This is a genomic window from Bradyrhizobium sp. LMG 9283 (genome assembly GCF_045571415.1).
Taxonomy (GTDB): domain Bacteria; phylum Pseudomonadota; class Alphaproteobacteria; order Rhizobiales; family Xanthobacteraceae; genus Bradyrhizobium.
The window spans coordinates 6724476-6742360 of record NZ_CP120691.1; the positions used below are offsets into that span (position 1 = coordinate 6724476).

The 17885-nt window shown below is 59.9% G+C and carries 13 protein-coding genes and 3 pseudogenes; 12 read left to right on the forward strand and 4 right to left on the reverse strand.

Annotation, left to right across the window (positions count from 1 at the left end):
• Positions 1–11 precede the first annotated feature (11 nt).
• Complete coding sequence (gene istB / locus P6U29_RS31595) at positions 12–755, forward strand: IS21-like element helper ATPase IstB (RefSeq protein WP_407112755.1); 744 nt, start codon at positions 12–14, stop codon at positions 753–755.
• Positions 756–773: 18 nt separating this feature from the next.
• Positions 774–1268: a LysE family translocator gene (locus P6U29_RS31600; protein ID WP_407114245.1), complete on the forward strand. Its 495-nt coding sequence runs from the start codon at positions 774–776 to the stop codon at positions 1266–1268.
• A 131-nt stretch (positions 1269–1399) separates the two neighbouring features.
• Here the strand turns inward: P6U29_RS31600 and P6U29_RS31605 are convergent.
• Positions 1400–1749, reverse strand: a pseudogene (locus P6U29_RS31605) (nuclear transport factor 2 family protein); the annotation flags it as partial.
• A 572-nt stretch (positions 1750–2321) separates the two neighbouring features.
• Between P6U29_RS31605 and P6U29_RS31610 the strand changes: the two are divergent.
• The 9 genes from P6U29_RS31610 (at position 2322) to P6U29_RS31650 (ending at position 13855) form a co-directional block, all read left to right on the forward strand.
• Entirely contained in the window at positions 2322–3704 is a 1383-nt protein-coding gene (locus P6U29_RS31610) for an ABC transporter substrate-binding protein (protein WP_407114246.1), read from the forward strand.
• 133 nt (positions 3705–3837) lie between these two features.
• On the forward strand, positions 3838–6204 hold the full coding sequence (locus P6U29_RS31615; RefSeq protein ID WP_407114247.1) for a hypothetical protein: 2367 nt from the start codon (positions 3838–3840) through the stop codon (positions 6202–6204).
• On the forward strand, positions 6201–7091 hold the full coding sequence (locus tag P6U29_RS31620) for a branched-chain amino acid ABC transporter permease (RefSeq protein ID WP_407114248.1): 891 nt from the start codon (positions 6201–6203) through the stop codon (positions 7089–7091). The genes P6U29_RS31615 and P6U29_RS31620 overlap by 4 nt, the downstream gene beginning before the upstream one ends.
• Before the next feature lie 2 nt (positions 7092–7093).
• Positions 7094–8098, forward strand: a complete 1005-nt coding sequence (locus P6U29_RS31625) for a branched-chain amino acid ABC transporter permease (RefSeq protein WP_407114249.1) — start codon at positions 7094–7096, stop codon at positions 8096–8098.
• On the forward strand, positions 8095–8868 hold the full coding sequence (locus P6U29_RS31630; protein ID WP_407114250.1) for an ABC transporter ATP-binding protein: 774 nt from the start codon (positions 8095–8097) through the stop codon (positions 8866–8868). The genes P6U29_RS31625 and P6U29_RS31630 overlap by 4 nt, the downstream gene beginning before the upstream one ends.
• A gap of 2 nt (positions 8869–8870) precedes the next feature.
• Positions 8871–9590 (forward strand): ABC transporter ATP-binding protein, encoded by a 720-nt coding sequence (locus P6U29_RS31635; protein ID WP_407114251.1) that lies wholly within the window; start codon positions 8871–8873, stop codon positions 9588–9590.
• 55 nt (positions 9591–9645) lie between these two features.
• Positions 9646–10785: a hypothetical protein gene (locus tag P6U29_RS31640; RefSeq protein WP_407114252.1), complete on the forward strand. Its 1140-nt coding sequence runs from the start codon at positions 9646–9648 to the stop codon at positions 10783–10785.
• A 15-nt stretch (positions 10786–10800) separates the two neighbouring features.
• Positions 10801–11181 (forward strand): hypothetical protein, encoded by a 381-nt coding sequence (locus P6U29_RS31645; protein ID WP_407114253.1) that lies wholly within the window; start codon positions 10801–10803, stop codon positions 11179–11181.
• A 28-nt stretch (positions 11182–11209) separates the two neighbouring features.
• Positions 11210–13855, forward strand: a complete 2646-nt coding sequence (locus P6U29_RS31650) for a hypothetical protein (protein ID WP_407114254.1) — start codon at positions 11210–11212, stop codon at positions 13853–13855.
• 500 nt (positions 13856–14355) lie between these two features.
• On the opposite strand, the pseudogene P6U29_RS31655 reads toward P6U29_RS31650, so the two are convergent.
• Positions 14356–14661: pseudogene (locus P6U29_RS31655) on the reverse strand (carbohydrate ABC transporter permease); the annotation flags it as partial.
• Positions 14662–14926: 265 nt separating this feature from the next.
• Between P6U29_RS31655 and P6U29_RS31660 the strand changes: the two are divergent.
• Positions 14927–15821, forward strand: a pseudogene (locus P6U29_RS31660) (aminotransferase class V-fold PLP-dependent enzyme).
• Positions 15822–16135: 314 nt separating this feature from the next.
• Here the strand turns inward: P6U29_RS31660 and P6U29_RS31665 are convergent.
• On the reverse strand, positions 16136–16519 hold the full coding sequence (locus P6U29_RS31665) for a hypothetical protein (RefSeq protein WP_407114255.1): 384 nt from the start codon (positions 16517–16519) through the stop codon (positions 16136–16138).
• A gap of 186 nt (positions 16520–16705) precedes the next feature.
• Complete coding sequence (locus P6U29_RS31670) at positions 16706–17884, reverse strand: Wadjet anti-phage system protein JetD domain-containing protein (RefSeq protein WP_407114256.1); 1179 nt, start codon at positions 17882–17884, stop codon at positions 16706–16708.
• Position 17885: the final 1 nt, after the last annotated feature.

Genomic DNA, 17885 nt, shown 5'->3' on the forward strand with positions numbered 1-17885 from the left:
GAGATCACATCTTGCTCACGCATCCGACCCTCGATCAACTCTACGCGCTCGGCCTGCATGGCATGGCCAAGGCCTTCGCCGACATCGAAGCCGGCGGCGAGGCCGCAAGCCTCGGCCACGCCGAATGGCTTGCGCTGCTGCTCGAACGCGAAGCGTCATTACGACGCGACAAGCGGCTGTCGAAGCGGCTGCAATACGCCAAGCTGCGCCAGGAGGCCTGCGTCGAAGACATCGACTACCGCACTCCACGCGGCCTCGACCGCAGCCTGCTGACGAAGCTGGTCGAAGGCCGCTGGATCGATGACCACGCTAACCTGCTGATCTGCGGGCCCTCCGGCGTCGGTAAGAGCTGGCTCGCCTCAGCGCTCGGCAACAAGGCCTGCCGTGACAATCGCTCCGTGCTCTACCAGCGCGTCCCGCGGCTGTTCACCGATCTCGCTTTGGCGCGCGGCGACGGCCGCCACTCCCGCCTGCTGCGCGCGCTTGGCCGCGTCGATCTCCTCATCTTCGACGACTGGGGCCTCGAGCCGCTCGACGCCGCCGCCCGCCACGACCTCCTGGAGATCCTCGAGGACCGCTACGGCCGCCGCTCCACCATCGTCACCAGCCAGCTCCCGGTCGATCAATGGCACGCGCTGATCGGCGATCCCACCTACGCCGACGCCGTCCTCGACCGCCTGGTCCATAACGCCCACCGGATCGATCTCAACGGCGAAAGCATGCGGCGAACCCGCAAACCCGACCGAAAGGCTTGAGCCTGTGGCGCTGTGGACATGCCGCTACGCTTGGACAACGCAAGAGCGTTGCCCACATGCCCACAGCAGGAGCAACAGAAAAACCAACCCGTCGAGCCGCGATTCAAGATTGACCACGCGGCTTCGCCGATGCCAGAAACCAGACAGCCAGAACGCCTCGCGCCCCGGGCGACATCAAATCGGAATGGTGGGCGAGATCATCTCGGAATCCTGGGCGAGATCAAATCGGTACACCCGGGCGAGATCATCGGAATCAGCACGACCGCATTCTTTCTCGCCTTCATCCCGCAATTCGTCGACCCAACCGCGTACGTCGCCGCGCAGTTCATCGTGTTTGGGCTCATCTCGGTTGCACTGAAGACAAGCGTCAACTTAATCGTGACCTATTGGGCTGCGAAGGCGACAGCCGGGTTTGCAAAGCGACCGTCATTCATTGCCAAGACGCCACGGGCGTCAGGCGCCGTGATGGTTAGCCTGGGAGCTACGCTTCTACTTGCGCGTCGCGCAAATTGAACTCGGAGACTGGCTTATCCGCGCGAGCGACCCAACGCTCTCGCTGCGCGGTGTGCGGAGATGCGGGTTCTGAAGTCAGCGATTCACAGATTGGGCAGACCAGCCTGCATGGGATGGGCTGGCTTGAGGCCTCACACCGGCTTCTGTAGAGGAGAGCCGAAGATTGCTCGCTGATATTTCGGCGAGCAGACCGGGATCCTCAATCGATCCGTGATGATGGAGCTGCCTCCAGACGCCGTTCATCCTCGTGAACCAGCGCGTAGTTCGGAAGCGCAGGTCGATGGTAAGTCGACGGTGTCTTGCAGGCGCCCTTCTCACGCCCCACCAAGAGGTGCCAGTCGCTTCCACCTTGCGAGGAAAAGTCATAAAACGTCACGTTCACGACTGCGGGTCCTCCGAACAGCTTGGCACAGCCATCACGGATGGAGGGCCAACCGCGACGAATTCCGCCAATAGGATTGTCCATGCTCGACACATCGCCTTTGCCGGAACCGGGAGCGACTACCGCCACACTCTTCGCGGTGAGCTTGCGGAAGCCGAATGTCCAGGTTTGCGGATGAATACAAAATGGCGCACCATTCACGACAGAGCCGCCCAGCTATTATCGCATTGAAATTATTATGTAATTTCTAATCTTTGATTGTTCAACCGTCACGTAACTTTAGCGTGGCGAAGCGGTCTGCACGCAGCCGTGAACGATGTTCCAGCGCGCGTCCGACAGGATCTGCTTGTTTCAGCAGCATCGTGTCGGTCGAGGCGGATCAAGAGGTGTAACGCGCAACGCCGTCGCCTGCATAGCTACCCGCGACTGAGAAGGCCCTCGAAGATTGACGGCGAGCGAGAAGCTGCGCAGGGGCCACTTCAGTTCGGTCGATGCCGCCGTGAACACGGGGCCGCGCGTCGGCGTAGGGCCGTCGACGCCGAATGCCCAAAGATTGCCTGAGAGAGCTATGGTTTGGGATCAGACAATGGCCTAAAATGTGACAACAAGCCCCCATCACGGAGCTTGAACGTAGCGAGATCATCTTTGTCCTCGATAAAGGAGGATGAACTATGGAGCAAGGAAACGTAGACCGCAGAAGCTTCCTCAATAACCTTGGCGTGAGCGTCGGCGCTGCCGCGGCAGCAACCGCGATACCAGCCATTAACCCCTCATCGGCGCAGACTCCGGAGGCGCCGAAAGGAAAAATTCCCGATACCCCTCTCAAATTCGGTCACATGACCTTCTTGACCGGCCCGGCAGCGGTGCTCGGCGAACCTTCACTCAAGGGACACCTTCTGGCTGCGGAGGAAATCAACGCCAAGGGCGGCATTCTCGGCAAGCGCAAGATCGAGACGATCACCGCCGACGAGGCAGCCGGCACGGACGCCAACGTGAAAGAGCTTCGCCGGATGAAGCTATCCGAAAAGATCGACATGTTTACCGGCGTCATATCGAGCGGCAACACGCCGGCGCTCGGCCCGGTCGCCGAGGAGCTTGGCGTGCTGACGATCTTTGTCGATGGCTGCACCGACTTTCTGTGGGACAAGGCTGTCCCAAATCCGAAATTTGCGTTCCGCATTACCAACATCCAGTCGGCGGACGGCGTCACTTGCGCGGTGGCGGCGGCGCAGACTTGGCCTGAGTCAAAGCGGATTGCGCATATTCACCCGGACTACAGCTATGGCCGCAATGCCTTCGACCATTTCAATGTCGCGTTCAGCAAACTAGTGCCCGGTACCCAAGTCGTCTCGGAAGGCTGGCCGAAGCTCGGCACCACCGACTTCACCGCTCACATCACCAAGGCGATGTCGGCGAATCCCGACCTGATCGTTTCGTCGGTCTGGGGCGGCGATTACGTGGCCATGTACAAGCAGGCCTTGCGCTACGGCATGTTCAATAGTGCCAAGTTTGCGAGCACGATTGCTTTTGGCGTTGCGCCGCATGCAATCGGCAAAGATCACCCGGAAGGCGTTATCGCGGGCGTGCACTCGAACTATTACTTTACCTTCCCGCCGGGAAATCGTTGGCCGGCCAACAAGACATTCGTCGAGAAGTACTATAAGCGCTGGAACGAGTATCCGAACTTCCAATCGGACGGTGCATATCACACGCTCTATATGTACAAGACGGCCGTCGAGAAGGCGAACAAGCTTACGGGTGGGTGGCCGGAGGAAGAGGCGATCATCAGCCAGCTTGAAGGCATGTATTTCGAGACGGCCGCTGGTTATCTCTATATCCGTCCGGACAATCACCAGGGCTACAAGGACGCGGTAACCGGATTCAGCAAGAACGTTCCCGAATACCAGTTCCAAATCCTGGATCCGAATCGGATGATCACAATCCCGATCCGCAATATCACGGCTCCACCGCGCTGGCCGAAGCCTGGCAGTGGTCATAACGATCCGACCGCGACTTACAATTGGATCAAGGAGACTTGGCCGCAGGTCGCATGAAGGCAGCAATCGAGACGGCCATGCCTCTTGTCGAAACCATGGCCGTCTTTGGGATGTAGTTTGATCGGGCGGCCGCAACTCCACATCGGCGTTATTCGGCCGCAGCGATATTCTGCGGGCGGTGGAGCGGAACATGTCTCTGCGCGCAGCTTCGCCTCGGGCGCGAACAGCCGGCTTGGTTCTGGGGCTGACTTGCGCGGTTGTTGTTGCGTCAACATCGTCGCTGGCCGACCACGAGATATCTTATTTTCCCTCGTTTTATCCGCATGAGATCCGCATCGAGCCGCTCGATCCGGAACGAGCGGCTCGCGAGTTCGTCAACAAGGTCGATCCGCTTCACGTTTATGTGGGCGCCACACCGCGCTTTTCCGGCCAGATTCCCGAGCACCTCAAGTCGATCGAGTCACTCAAGTCGCTGATCACCGTCAGCGTCAATCCGCAATCATCGCGGCTTCGGGGCCGCGATGCGCGCTGCCACGCTCTCGAAGAGGCCGCCGCGGCGCTGGCGGCGCCGCCTGACGTCGTTATGCATCCGTATCCGATCACGCCCTATCACGCTGATTATCTCGGCCATGCAGATCGACTGCCTCCAGGCAAGGCCACGCGCACGCCAACCGGTGCACCCTCGCCGGCATTTCGCGCCGACGCCGACGTGTCCCTGCTCTCACCGCAGGCTCGCGTCCAGGCAACCGAATGGGATGTGAGTCTCAAGGAGGCTTCGGTGAATGCCTTGCTGATCGAAGCAGGGATCAGCTTCAATGACTGGTCTGCACCGCCCTGGACCAAAGAAGGATGGTTCCAAGCTTACCAGCTGCTTCGTCCGTCCCTCAGTGAAGCGAACGACCGAGAGCAGGCCGATGAGCTTTATGATCGTCTCACCCACAACGAGTTCAGGGATCGCACCGAACAGATGAACCTCGAGCGCGAGTTGCTGGCAGCTTTGCTAGGCAGTTGCGAGCGCGCCGTGGTCGGCTATCGGCTGCGGCGGGAATTCTATACTGACGACTTTTCCAACGGCATTGAAAATATTGCCATCGATTCGCAGCTCGGTTTGAATTCAGCCGTTTTCCTGAGGACCGTGAAGCTCAAGGATTTCCTCTGGAATGGCACGCTGCGCATTGGGATCGATCCGCCCCCGACCGCAGCCTGGAACCCGATCGCTGGCTTTAACGATGCGGCTGGCCGTCTGGCATGGTCGACCGTCGGAGACAACGCCTTCCTGCCCATCCCCTATAATAGCCGGTGGGTCCAGAACCGCGCCGAAATTCGCACTACGGACGAATCCGGTATCAAGCGGTCGGTTCGCGTTCCCGATGATGCGCTGATGCCGGAGACCATGACCGGCAGGTTTGGCCAGGTCGGGCCGGGCCATGGCGCGATGACCAAAGTGCTGTATCGTCTGTCGGCCTCGAATTTCCGCGACGCCTCGGTCATGGAGGCGGCCGATTTACTTTACCCCTATGCACTGGCGTTCCGCTGGGGCGCCGGCGGGCAGAATGCGGGGGCCCACGATCCGGAGATCGCTGCTGCGACGCGGCTGATACGCGAGCGGCTGCGCGGCTTGAAACTCCTCCGGGTGGAGGAAACCTCGCGGTCGGTCGCTGATCAGACCTTCACCTATCGCAGCCCGATTATCGAGATTTATCTCGATAACTTCGCATTCGACGAACGGGAAAACGCCCTCATCGCTCCGCCCTGGAGTTCGGTGCCATGGCACGTGCTTGCGCTGATGGAGGCGGCGGTCGAGCGCGGCATCGCAGCCTTCTCGCGCGGCGAAGCGGAGAGGCGCCACCTGCCGTGGCTCGACCTTGTCCGCGATCCAGCGCAATTGAAGACATTCCGCGCGCTAATCAAGGAATTTGCGCAGACCGGCTACCGCCCGGCAGCGCTCGAGTCGCTGGTCGGCCCGGAGACGGCGAAGGCCCGTTGGCAGCTTCTCGACCAGTTCCTTGAAGGCAACGGTCATTTGCTGGTGACCAACGGGCCCTACCGGCTGAAGGCCTGGTCACCCGACGCGTTCGTTTTCGAGGTTGTACGGGAATTCAGCTATCCCGTCGGTCTCGGTACGTTCAACGGCTTTGCCTATCCAGCACGCGCGCTCATCACCGGAATGGAGCGCGCCGGTGATCTCGTGCTGCTCAGCGCCGACGCCGAATTTGCCGTCAAGCAGCAACGCGACCATCGCCTCGTCCGCGCGCCGCTGCGGCCCGACACGCTGCGCGGCACGCTAGAGCCTATTCGGCCGGAAGCGCACTACGTCGTTATTGGCTGGGACGGCCGGGTGGCTGCGGTCGGAAGCCTGGTACGGCAACCGGACAATCGCTTTGCGGCATCGCTGCCGACCACCCTTCAGTCCGGCGTCTATACGCTGTTCGCGGCGATCTTTCTTGATGGGAATACGATCAACCCAGCAATCGGACACATCGAACTGCGAAATAGCGAGACAATCGGCAAGGCCGGGCGAGCCGGGGACGCCAAGGACGCGGAGCGAAAACCGTGACGATCTTCGTCATCCAGATTCTCAACTCTTTTTTTTACGCGGCAGTCCTTTTCCTTATCGCTGCCGGCTTAAGTCTCATCTACGGCGTGATGCGCATCGTGAATCTGGCGCATGGGGCGCTCTATGCGCTCGGCGCCTATGTCTCCGCCTGGATTGTCGGCAGTGCGGTCGGCCACGCGCTGGAAGGAAATCTCGGCCTGGCCGGAATGCTTCTCCTCCTTCCGCTCGGGGCTGTTGCCATCGCAGCCGTCGGCGCGCTGATCGAGCCTGCCCTATTGCGCCCGCTCTATCGACGATCCGAGGAATATCACCTGCTGGTTACGTTCGGGCTGCTCATGATCCTCGAAGACGTCATGAAGCTCCTGTTCGGTCGCACGCCACTATCGGCCGGCGAGATCATGGATCGGATGGGCAGTATCCCCGTTGGTCGCCTGATGTATCCCTCCTACAATCTGTTCGTCGTCGCGGTCGGGATTGCCGCCGCAATCGGATTGTGGGCGTTCATCTACCGCACCAAGTTTGGGGTCATCCTGCGTGCTACCTCGCAGGACCGACGCATGGCCGCGGCGCTCGGTATCAATGTCAGTCGCGTCTATGTCCAGGCCTTCGCCATCGGCTGCTTCATGGCCGGCCTTGGCGGCGCGGTGGTGGTACCAGCGCAGGCGGCGGTCCTTGGCCTTGGTATCGAGGTGCTTATTCTGGCCTTCGTGGTCGTCGTGATCGGTGGCCTCGGAAGCTTGCAAGGGGCCCTCGTCGGCGCGTTGATCGTCAGCTTCGTGCGCACCGCCGGCATTCAGTTCTTCCCCGAGATTGAACTCGCGGTCCTATACCTGATTGCGGCCGCCGTCCTCCTCGTCCGTCCCACCGGTATGTTTGGAAGGGCATGACGATGGAGAGGACAGCAGCCACTGGCAACTCGATTTGGCGAATCGGCATCGGCGCCGCAATCGCTCTCGTGATACTTGCGATCCTGCCGCAGCTCGTCGATCCCTATCAAACGGTACTGCTGACCTACGGTCTGATCATGGCCATTGCCGCACTCGGCTTCAATCTGCTGCTCGGCTACACTGGCCTTTTGTCATTCGGCCATTCCGCTTATTTCGGCGCCGGCGCCTATTTAGTGGCCTTCATCATGCGAGATCTCGGCGCGCACTCCATGGAGCTGTGCATCGTCGGCGGGATGCTCGGCACGGCGATCATTGCTGCAGTCTTCGGATTCGTCTGCGTGCGGCACACACGCATTTTCTTCGGTATCCTGACGCTTGCGTTGTCGCAGGTTCTCTGGAGCCTTGCGTTCAAGTTCTTCTGGGTGACGGGCGGCACCGACGGCATTCGCGTCCCCTATGCCAATCTCACCTTGCTTGGCGGCCTGGTCGATTTCAAGGGGGCAGGCTCGTTCCAGCGTTTCGTCTATGCCTATTACTACTATGTGCTGGTGCTGTTTTCCGTCTCCACCATCCTTATGTGGGTGATCACGCATTCACCGTTCGGCAAGGCGCTCCAGGCGATTCGCGACAACGAAACGCGCGCGCAATTCGTAGGCATCTCGGTGCGGCGCTATCGCTGGATTGCCTTCATGATTTCCGGAACCTTCACGGGACTTGCCGGCATTCTGTGGGTTCCGCTCAACGGTCTCACCACGCCCGACATTCTCTATTGGCCTTTCTCGGGCGAGATCGTGTTCATGACCGTGCTGGGCGGATTCCGCACCTTCGCCGGTCCGATCGTCGGCGCGATGGCGTTCAACTACCTCAAGACCTACGCGATCGCCAGCACCGAATATTGGCAGCTTCTGCTTGGCGTGGTGCTTGTCATTCTGGTCATGGCGCTACCCGCCGGCATCGTCGGAACGACCATGCGGCTCGCTGCAAAGCTCGGGAGATCGACGAAATGATCCTCCTGGAGACGTTCAATTTGAAGAAATATTTCGGCGACACGCACGCTGTCGACAATGTCAACCTGACCATTGCCGAAGGCGAGTTCATTTCCGTGGTCGGTCCCAACGGGGCCGGAAAGACCTCGCTTTGCAACGTCATCAGCGCCCTTCTCGTTCCCGACTCCGGGAAAATCATCTTCAAAGGTCGCGACGTGACCCATTCGTCGGTGATCGAGCGAGTGAAGGCCGGCATCGCGCGCAGCTTCCAGCTAGTCAACCTGTTCGACGATCTCACATCCTTCGACAACGTCGCACTCGCGATCTTTTCGCGCGACGGCAAGATCCGGAACATGGCGGCGCTCGCCGACCGCGACCACGAGGTGGCCATCGAGGCCGACACGATCCTCGATCAATTCGGACTCGCGAGCAAGCGCAACGAACCTGCGCGGGGTCTCGCGCAAGGTGAACGTAAATTGCTGGATGTTGCGCTCGCTTACGCGCTCCGGCCGAAGCTCTTATTTCTGGATGAGCCAACGAGCGGGGTGAGCACGCGCGAGAAGGATAAAATAATGGACATCATTGCTTCGGTCGTGCGTGGCGAAGGCATCACCGCCGCGATCATCGAACACGACATGGATGTTGTCTTCAAGTATTCCAATCGAATTGTCGTGATGCATCAGGGGGCGATCCTCGCCCAGGGCACGCCGGACGCCATTAGAAACAATGACAACGTTGCGATGATCCTGCTCGGCGCCTCGGGTCCGGACGCATTTTCACGAAAGGATTGATCGTGCTGGAGGTCAAGGCGATTCACACCTACCGCGGCCCCGCTCACATTCTCAACGGCGTTTCGCTGCGCGTGGACAGACAGGAAGTCGTGTGCCTGATCGGTCGTAACGGTGCCGGAAAGAGTACGACGATCGAGAGCATTATGGGCTTCCTGCCACTGCAGGCAGGCCAGATCGTATTTGCCGACGAGGACCTGACCAGACTCGCACCGCATGAACGCGCCAAACGCGGAATCGGCTACTCGCCGGAGGATTGCGGCATTTTCCCGGAACTATCCGTCAACGACAATTTGATGATCAGCCGCTGGCTCGGGGATGAAGTGTCGCGCCGGCGAGACGGGGTTGTGCGTCCCGACCCGCAGACACAGGCTTTTCGTGTCTTTCCCGAAGTTCAGGATCTGCTGCAGCGTCAGGGCATGCATTTGAGCGGCGGTCAGCGAAAAATGGTCGCGATCGCGCGCGCGATGATGTCGTCGCCGTCCCTCCTGCTACTTGACGAGGCATTCGAGGGACTGGCACCGGTCGTGGTCAATCGGTTCACGGAAGCAGTCATGAAGATCAAGGCGATGGGCGTCTCCATCCTTTTGGCGGAATCGCATCTCGCCGCCGCGTCCCGTATCGGCGACCGGCTCTATGTGATCGATCGAGGCGAGATCATCTTCCACGGTTTGCCAACTGAAGCGCGCACCGATGAGAGGGTGATGAAGGCTCTGCGCGGATGAAACGCGTCGTCGCACGCGCGCACGATGTGGGGTACAGCTTTGCTGGGATTGCATCATGAAACGCCCCCTGACGTTCGGATTGCTGTTGTCAGCCCTGACCGTAACCGGAGCAGTGCGAGGTGGTCACGAATTGCCGGTCTATCCATCCTATTATCCGCATGAGATCGAGATCAGGACGGTCGCGCCCGACGCCGCGGAGAGCCTGCTCAAGCAGTCCAAGATCCACGCCTTTCTCGGAGACGAGCTTCGTCTTTCGGACTCTGCGCCGGATCAGATCGCTGCGGTGCAATCACTGGGCTCGTTGGTGATAGTCCGCATCAACCCGCAATCGTCACATGCGAAAGCGGATGCGACCGCCTGCGCGGTCACACGTGCTGTTGCCCGGAAAATCAGCTCGAGCAATCCGGATGTAATCTTGCACCCCTATCCGATCACACCGTTGCACGGCGATTATTTGCACCACGTCGATCTTGCCGAAGCGGCGAAGAGCCGCGTACTCTCCGACACCCAGATTGAGCCAATAATCCGGGATCTGAAGATCAAGGCGGCCAACGCTTCTGCGAAACGCCTGCTCGGCACCGAGCAAGCGGACCCGGGGCCGGATTGGGACGTTGAAATCAAGCAAACGAGTTTGGCTGAACTCGTGGCCTCGGCAATCACCGTGATCAACGGCTGGCTGGTCCCGCCAGTGGCGAGGAGCGGATGGTATCAGGCCTATCTCGTTTTGCACGATGCAATCGATGTCGGCACAGAAGAGCGCGTGGAAGCTGACCTGCAGCGGATTCAATCCGGCGATTTCAACGACCCCGTCGATCGCATCAATCTGGAGCGAGCGGTCGTGACCGCGCTCGTCAGCGAGTGCCGTCAACTCGTCGTCGGCTACACGCTGAAGCGGGAATATTTCAGTACCGAGTTCTCGGCGGGAATCGAGAACATCGCGTTCGATTCCCTTACGGGCCTCAACGCAGCGATTTTCCTCCGCACGGTGAAGCTAAAGGACTTTCCCTGGAATGGTTGGCTCCGTCTCGGAATCGATGCACGGCCGACATCCGCTTGGAACCCCATCACGGGCTTTTCCGACCAATTCGGGCGATTGATGTGGTCCTCCGTCGGAGACCCCGCTCTGTTGCCGTCGCCCTACGAGGAGACCTGGATGGCGAATCGGGTCTCGGAGATCCAGGCTACTCCACCGTGACAAGGAATTACTGCGATGCCTTGCAGCGCAATGTTTCGCGCATGTCTCGTCGGCACGGCGCTCGTCTGGGCGACCAGGGTGACGATCATCGGAGCCAGCGCCGCAGAGCTCACATTCGACTTCCGCATCGAGCGTGGGCGGATAACTGAGAGCGCACAGGTGGTTCGGGTCAAGCAAGGCGACGTCGTCAGACTGCGGTGGAGCACGGATCGGCCAATAGTCCTGCATCTGCACGGCTATGACATTGAACGAAAGGTCGAGCCCGGCACCTTTGGTCTGATGGAATTCGCCGCGAACATAATCGGGCGGTTTCCGGTGGAAGTCCATGGATCGGCTGGGCCCGGCGGCCACTCACACGGGGAAGCTCCGCTTGTGCGTATCGAGGTCTATCCGTAACCAGACGCGCCGACGGCGCTTGATAGCGATGCGATGGCCGTTTGCGGCCGCGACTTTACTGACGAGCGTCGCACCATCCGGCGCGCACGGCTTCGGCCAGCGTTATGATCTCCCCCTTCCGTTACCGCTTTATCTGTTCGGCGGTGCGACTGCGGTCGTGCTCTCCTTCGTGGTGGTCGGCCTGTTTGTGCGCCACACATCGCTGGTACACAGTTATTCGCGCGTCGATTTGTTCGACTACCGGCTCGGAAAAGCCATCGCGGCGTCGGGCGTTCCACTCAAGCTGATCGCTCTCGTCCTGTTTGCCGTGATGCTGGCGGCGGGCTTTTTCGGCGATCAGAATCCTTACCGAAACCTCGCGCCCACGCTCGTCTGGATCATAGTCTGGATCGGCCTCGCCTATATTTCGGCTTTCGTCGGAAATATCTGGCCGCTCATCAATCCATGGCGGACCGTCTTCGAAGGCGTGGAGATGGCATACAGGCGCGGTTGCGGCCGCAAGCTCGCGCTCGACAAACCGTATCCCCCCGCACTCGATGTCTGGCCCGCTGTGCTCCTGCTGCTGGCCTTCTCATGGACCGAGCTCGTCTATCCGACGCCCGCTGTGCCCTCACATATAGTCTCCTTCGCACTTGGTTACTCCGTACTGACCTGGGCCGGCATGCTCGTCTTCGGCAGCCAGGTCTGGCTGCGGCACGGCGAGCTCTTCACAGTCGTGTTCAGCACGTTCGCCGGCTTCGCGCCGACGGCCATATGCACCGCCCAGGCGAAACCTCAATTATTGGTGCGACCATTTGGAGCGGGGTTGATCGGTCGTGAACAGGCCTCGCCATCGATGATGGCACTGGTGCTGCTGCTTCTGTCGAGCGTTCTTTACGACGGCCTGATTGCGACTCCCGAATGGTCGGTCGCGGAAGCCGCTCTCAGGGCGCATTTGTCCAGTGTAGCCGAACTCGGCCCGGTAGCGCTACGTAGCATCGGCCTGGTTGGGTTCTGGCTCCTGTTCATGTCGGCCTATTTGATAGTGAGCGCCATCATGAGCGCTATGACGGAGTGGCAACTTTCACCACGGCAGATCGCCCAGAACTTCGCGCTCACGCTGATCCCAATCGCGCTCGGCTACCACTTGGCGCATTACCTCGTTTACTTCCTAGTTCAGGGGCAATACATCGTTCCCCTGCTTTCCGATCCCCTCGGCTACGGCTGGGACCTGTTCGGGACCGCGAGTTACCGGCCGAACATTGCAATCGTGGGCGCCCGCTTCGCCTGGTACACGGCGGTCGCGGCCGTTCTTCTCGGACATATCGCGGCAGTTTATCTCGCGCATGTGCAGGCGATGCACACATTTGCCCCGCACAAGCTCGCGTTGACCTCGCAGATCCCGCTCACCGCGCTCATGGTGGTCTACACCTTCGTCAGTCTGTCGATCCTGGCCGAGCCGATCGTCGAGCGCAGCAGGCCATCCGCGCAGCCATCGGTGGCGGAAAATATGATTGCGATACCCGCGGACGCGGTACTGCCTGATCTCGACAGCGGCCGCCTCCAACCCATCGGGCCCGACAAATTTGCCAGGACAAAATTGATCTATCGTCTGCTCGGCTCCGCGTTTCACGACGGGACTAAGATGACGACTGCCGATCTGCTCTACCCCTATATATTTGCATATCGCTGGAGCATTCGTAGCGACGGCCGCGAGACGCATTACGATCCATTACTCGATACTGCGACCGCGCCGATACGCCGCCAGCTGGCGGGATTGCGCGTCGCGGGCAGCGAAACTGCATCCAAATCCTTCAGGGTCGGCGACGTCGATTTCCTCCGTGAAGTGTTCACGATCGAGGTCTATACGACCAGCGCACCGGCGAGCCCGGAGCGAGAGGCAGTCCCGGCGCCGCCCTGGAGCACGCTGCCCTGGCATCTCCTCGTTCTGATGGAAGAAGCGGTCGACCGAAACTGGGCGGCCTTTTCGGAGACGGAAGCCGTTCGCCGCGGCGTCGAATGGCTGGACCTCGTCCGCTCTCAAGCACTTAACGCGCGGTTGTTGGCCTTGATCGAGAGCTTCGAGCGTGAAGGCTACCGACCCGAAGCGTTGCGCCCGCTCGTCGGCGTTGATGAGGCACGCAGGCGGTGGGCAGCGCTCTCTGCGTTCTACAGGGCCAACGGCCATTTTCTGGTGACCAACGGGCCCTATCAGCTCAAGAGCTGGTCGCATGACAGTGTCGTGCTGTCTGCGTTCCGGGACTTGAGCTACCCGCTGGGCGTGGGCTCCTATGATTCTTACGCGATCCCGCGTCGCGGATTCATAACTGCGGTGGACTCGACGGTTGATGGTGTCCGCTTGTCGGGCGACATCGAGATGATCGACAAGTTTCAGCGCAGGTATCGCCTTAAGCGTGTACCGCTTTCGTCCATACCGGCAGATGTGCTGAAGCGAATGCCAGCGGAATGCCGGATCGTGGTCGTCGACGATCAGAAGCGTGTGGTACTCGCTGGCGCTACCCCTCTTGGCGAAAGCTCCTCGTTCCAATTCGATTTCAAGAATCGGTTGCCGGCTGGCCGCTACACCATGTTTGCGGTTGTGACGCTCAACGGCAATGTCATGAATGCCGATATTCGCCAGATACCGATCGTCGTTTCCTCCGATCGAAAACGCGAAGAATCCCGGTCCAAGTAAGCGCCTCTTGGAACTGGTCGTTGCTCGACGAACACCGCTGCCCGACCTGCCCGATCAGAGACGGGATTCAGCTGTTGCGGGCTTTTATCTTACTTCCGAGCACACTGTCGCGCCTAAACTGATTGCCGCGCTGGCGCGCGGCAAAAGGCAAGTCTGGATCCACCTCAGGTAACTGACCTCGGCGGCAGTTAAGCCTCTCCTGCCCTCTCGAACGGATCCAGTTTGCCCGCCGCGCTCGCCGACTGGTGTGAGCTGACATCCGCAGGACTGTCGAACTGGTAGGTGAAGGCAATCCACTGGAACCGGGATTGATGAAGCTGTGATTACGGGCCGGTCACCCTTAGATGCAGTGGCACGCGTCCCTTATCCGAGTCGACACGCTCTCAAAGAACTTGTTGACCTCCTTGAGGACGACTTGGCCCATTCGCTTCCACCTGCCTCCCAACGGCCTATGCGTAGTCTGCATGCGCGCTTTCGAATCCCCTTGATCCGTGGTGCTGTTAGCCCTTCACCGATCCGGTCAATCCTGCGACGTAGTGCTCGACGAAAAATGAATAGGCGATAGCAACCGGTATCGATCCAAGCAGGGCCCCAGCCATCAGTGGTCCCCAGTAGAATACATCGCCGCGGATCAGCTCCGATGTGACGCCGACCGGCACAGTTTTCTGTTCAGGCGAGGACAGGAAGACAAGCGCATAGATGAACTCGTTCCACGAGAGCGTGAAAGCGAAGATGCCGGCCGAGAGGATGCCCGGGATCGCCACCGGGATGACGATGTAGAGCATGGCCTGGCAGCGCGAGGCGCCGGGGCGCTCGCAATTTCGTCCTCCCTCGTGTCAGACCATACTTTGACGAAACCCGATGGCGATTACTGCAATTTGGAGCTGCTCGATGACAGAATTGGGCATTGTTCGATGTAACACGCCCGGTTTGGGCCTGAAGCTCCAGTTACGCTTCGAAGAGTCGTGCACGCCGAAGTGGGCCTTAAGTTGAGCAAAGGTGATTTCCGGTGCAGCCGTCTTTTTCACAGCCGACAGGTTATTCGGATTCTCGGATCTTTCCGATTCCGACGTGGATCGTTTGCGAGAAGATACGCCAGGCGTCGCAAATCGACCCCATTTAATAATGCAGGCGCGGCATTGATGCCGAAGCAGGTTGTCGGCGGCATGATCGAATACCTGCAGCGCGAAGCGGAAATTTGCGGCTATGAGGCAAGCGCTGAGAACACCACTCGCCTCGACGGCGTATACGACAGCATCGCCCGGCTGCCGACCAATGGCGGCCTCGTGAATCCGGCTGAGGCCGTGGGACGGATCGCGCGCCGACATGGTATCCCCTACTTGCTAGATGCGTGTCAGGCGGTTGGGCAGATGCCGATCGATGTCTGTGCACTTGGTTGCGATATGCTTACCGCAACAGGCCGGAAGTTCTTGCGCGGTCCGCGTGGGACAGGGTTCCTGTATATACGTAACGATTTCCTGAAGGGCGTCGAACCTGCCATGATCGACCTGTTCGGAGCACCGTGGGTTGGACCTGAGCGCTACGAACTTAGATCCGACGCGCGACGATTCGAGACGTGGGAAGCAAACTATGCAGCGCGGCTTGGACTTGGGATAGCTGTCGATTACGCGCTTTCGATCGGCATCGAGAGAATCGAACGACGTTGCCGTCTGCTTGCGAAGGGACTGCGCGAACTTCTCGCTGCAATCGCTGAAGTGTCGATTCATGATCTGGGAGAACATCCCGCTTCAATCATCTCCTTCACAATTTCAACGTGGGTGCACGCGAGGTCATGCGTCAGTTGGCAGCAGGGAAAATCAATGTGTCAGTCTCGCCAGCAACAAGCACCCCGTTGGACGCAACGCGTAGGAACCTTCCTGATGTCGTTCGCGCGTCGCCGCATTACTACAATACATTCCAGGAGGTTGAAACTCTCGTGTCGGCGGTCCGTCGAATAAGCAGTTGATGGTAGCCTCGCCGAGGCTGCCTAGTCGGAAGCATCGGCGTCCGATCGGGCAGCGGCTCATAATCAAGGTACGACAGCAAGCAAGCCGCTGCACAATTGGACAGCTTCCACTCCGCGAGAGCTGAGAACCTGCCTAAGCTACTGGCCTAACGATTCGTTAGGCCGTTACTCCTTGTCACCGTGCTGGTAGCATCCAACTAAGCCATCCCCGACCACCACGAAGCCATCGGCTATGCGGCAACACGCGCGTGCCCGCAAGTACGATGACACCGCGGCGCCAAACATTGACGCCACGTGTCGCAGATCGCACCCGATCAGAGGTTGATGTCGCGGGCCACGAGTTTCCGGCAACAATAGCGCACCGACGATCGCGTCAGGCCGGCAAACACCACCGCGTACCAGAGCCTACCGGTCGCAATGACGACCGCCGTCGCGACGAACGAAGCAAATCCGCCGATCCAGCCGCTTCCGAGTTGCAGGGCTACGGAAACGCCGCTGTATCGAGTGCGGACCGGAGAGAGTTCGACGAGAAGCGCTCCGAGCGGCCCGAAACCATGGTCGCTAGGATGACCATGGCGAACAAGATGGCTATGACCATCGGCCTGTTGGGCTGCGCCGGCGTCTTTGCCGATGGCAGGCCTTTTTTCGGTCAGCACATTCACAAGCTTGGTTTTGTCGAAGCCTGCGACTGTGATCACAATGATCCGCTGCCTCTGCTGCTGCTTCTGCTGATTATGGAAGGGTGTCGAGGACCACGGCTCAAGTTTGGAACTCCTGCTGATTCGCTAGAGCTGAAGCTTGGCGAAGGCGAGCCCAATAGAAAGCGAGTGACAACGCCGCTCCGCATCGGAAGATGGTCGAAGTCCGTACAGTCTCAACATCCTCTATTCGTTGGAAAAAGGCAGAGGCAGGATGGGATCGAGTTCCTCCTGCTCCAGCGTCTTGGCATCTTCCTTTGTCAGGTACGCCGCCAGAGCTGCAATCCCGGACTCCGGCGGACATCTCGCCGGGGCGGACTTTTTCGACGGCACCGCGCCGAATCTTTCAGCTATTTCGACGCTCATCAAATGAGGTCGAACCGGGCGACCGACGGCACGCTCGATCGTATGGAAGATCCAGGTGCCGTCCGGATCGATGTCCGACCAATGGAAGAGCGGCGTGCGTTCGGACACCATGCCCGCGATCGTTCGCAGCGCTTGTTGGGTGGCGAGCGAAGGATAGCCACCCACGTACATCGTCGTGCCAAGTCGACCAGGGTCCGCCTCGGCAATGTGTCTGTTGAAGCTTGCGAAGTTCTCTATCGTCAGGACGTAAGTCGGAGGCTTCCGAAAGCGGATGCGATCTGCCTCCTTGGGCGTAATTCCGAGATAGTGGGGTGAGGCGCGGGACAGATCTGCCCCATCTAGATCAATCCGCCCCGCGATCAGGAGCGGCGGAGCGAAGCGCTCCAACCCGATGGTTCGCAGCGCCTCTCGCGGGCGGGCGCCGGGCGGAAATTCGAGAATTCCGTTGAGAAGCCGCACGACGACGCCTTCTATGTGCTCTAGCGTCTTGCTGTAACCCACCGTCCTTCGTGAAAATGTTTTGTAATCGACGTCGAGATGCTTGTTGTCCAGGATCGCCTGAGCGAGAGCGAAGGCATCGCGCAGCTTGTTGACATCCGACGACCCGAATCCATGCCAGCTCTTCCCTCTTCCCCAAGCATCTGTGATCGATGGGATTGCCTCGACCAGGCGCCCGTCCAAGGCGAGGCCGGCGACGAGTCGCATACCAGCATCTTGAGCGAGCTGTCCGGCCGGAACTCGACCTAGATGGCCATACAGCGCATTGGCCACGCGCAGCCTGACGTGCGCGATCTGGTGTCGTCTGGCGCCCTTCCCTATTCCAAGACTGACTGCGCCGGCCTCTTCGGCGCGCGCGATTTGCTTTAGGAATGTGTCGGCAGCTACCACAGAAGAAAACGCGTCGTAGTCCGGATGCGCTATGGGGCTCGCGGCCCCGCCTTCGTATCGGTCCAGGAGGTCGTTCAGTAGCTCGTTTGCGTCAGTGAAGCGCCGCGCCATG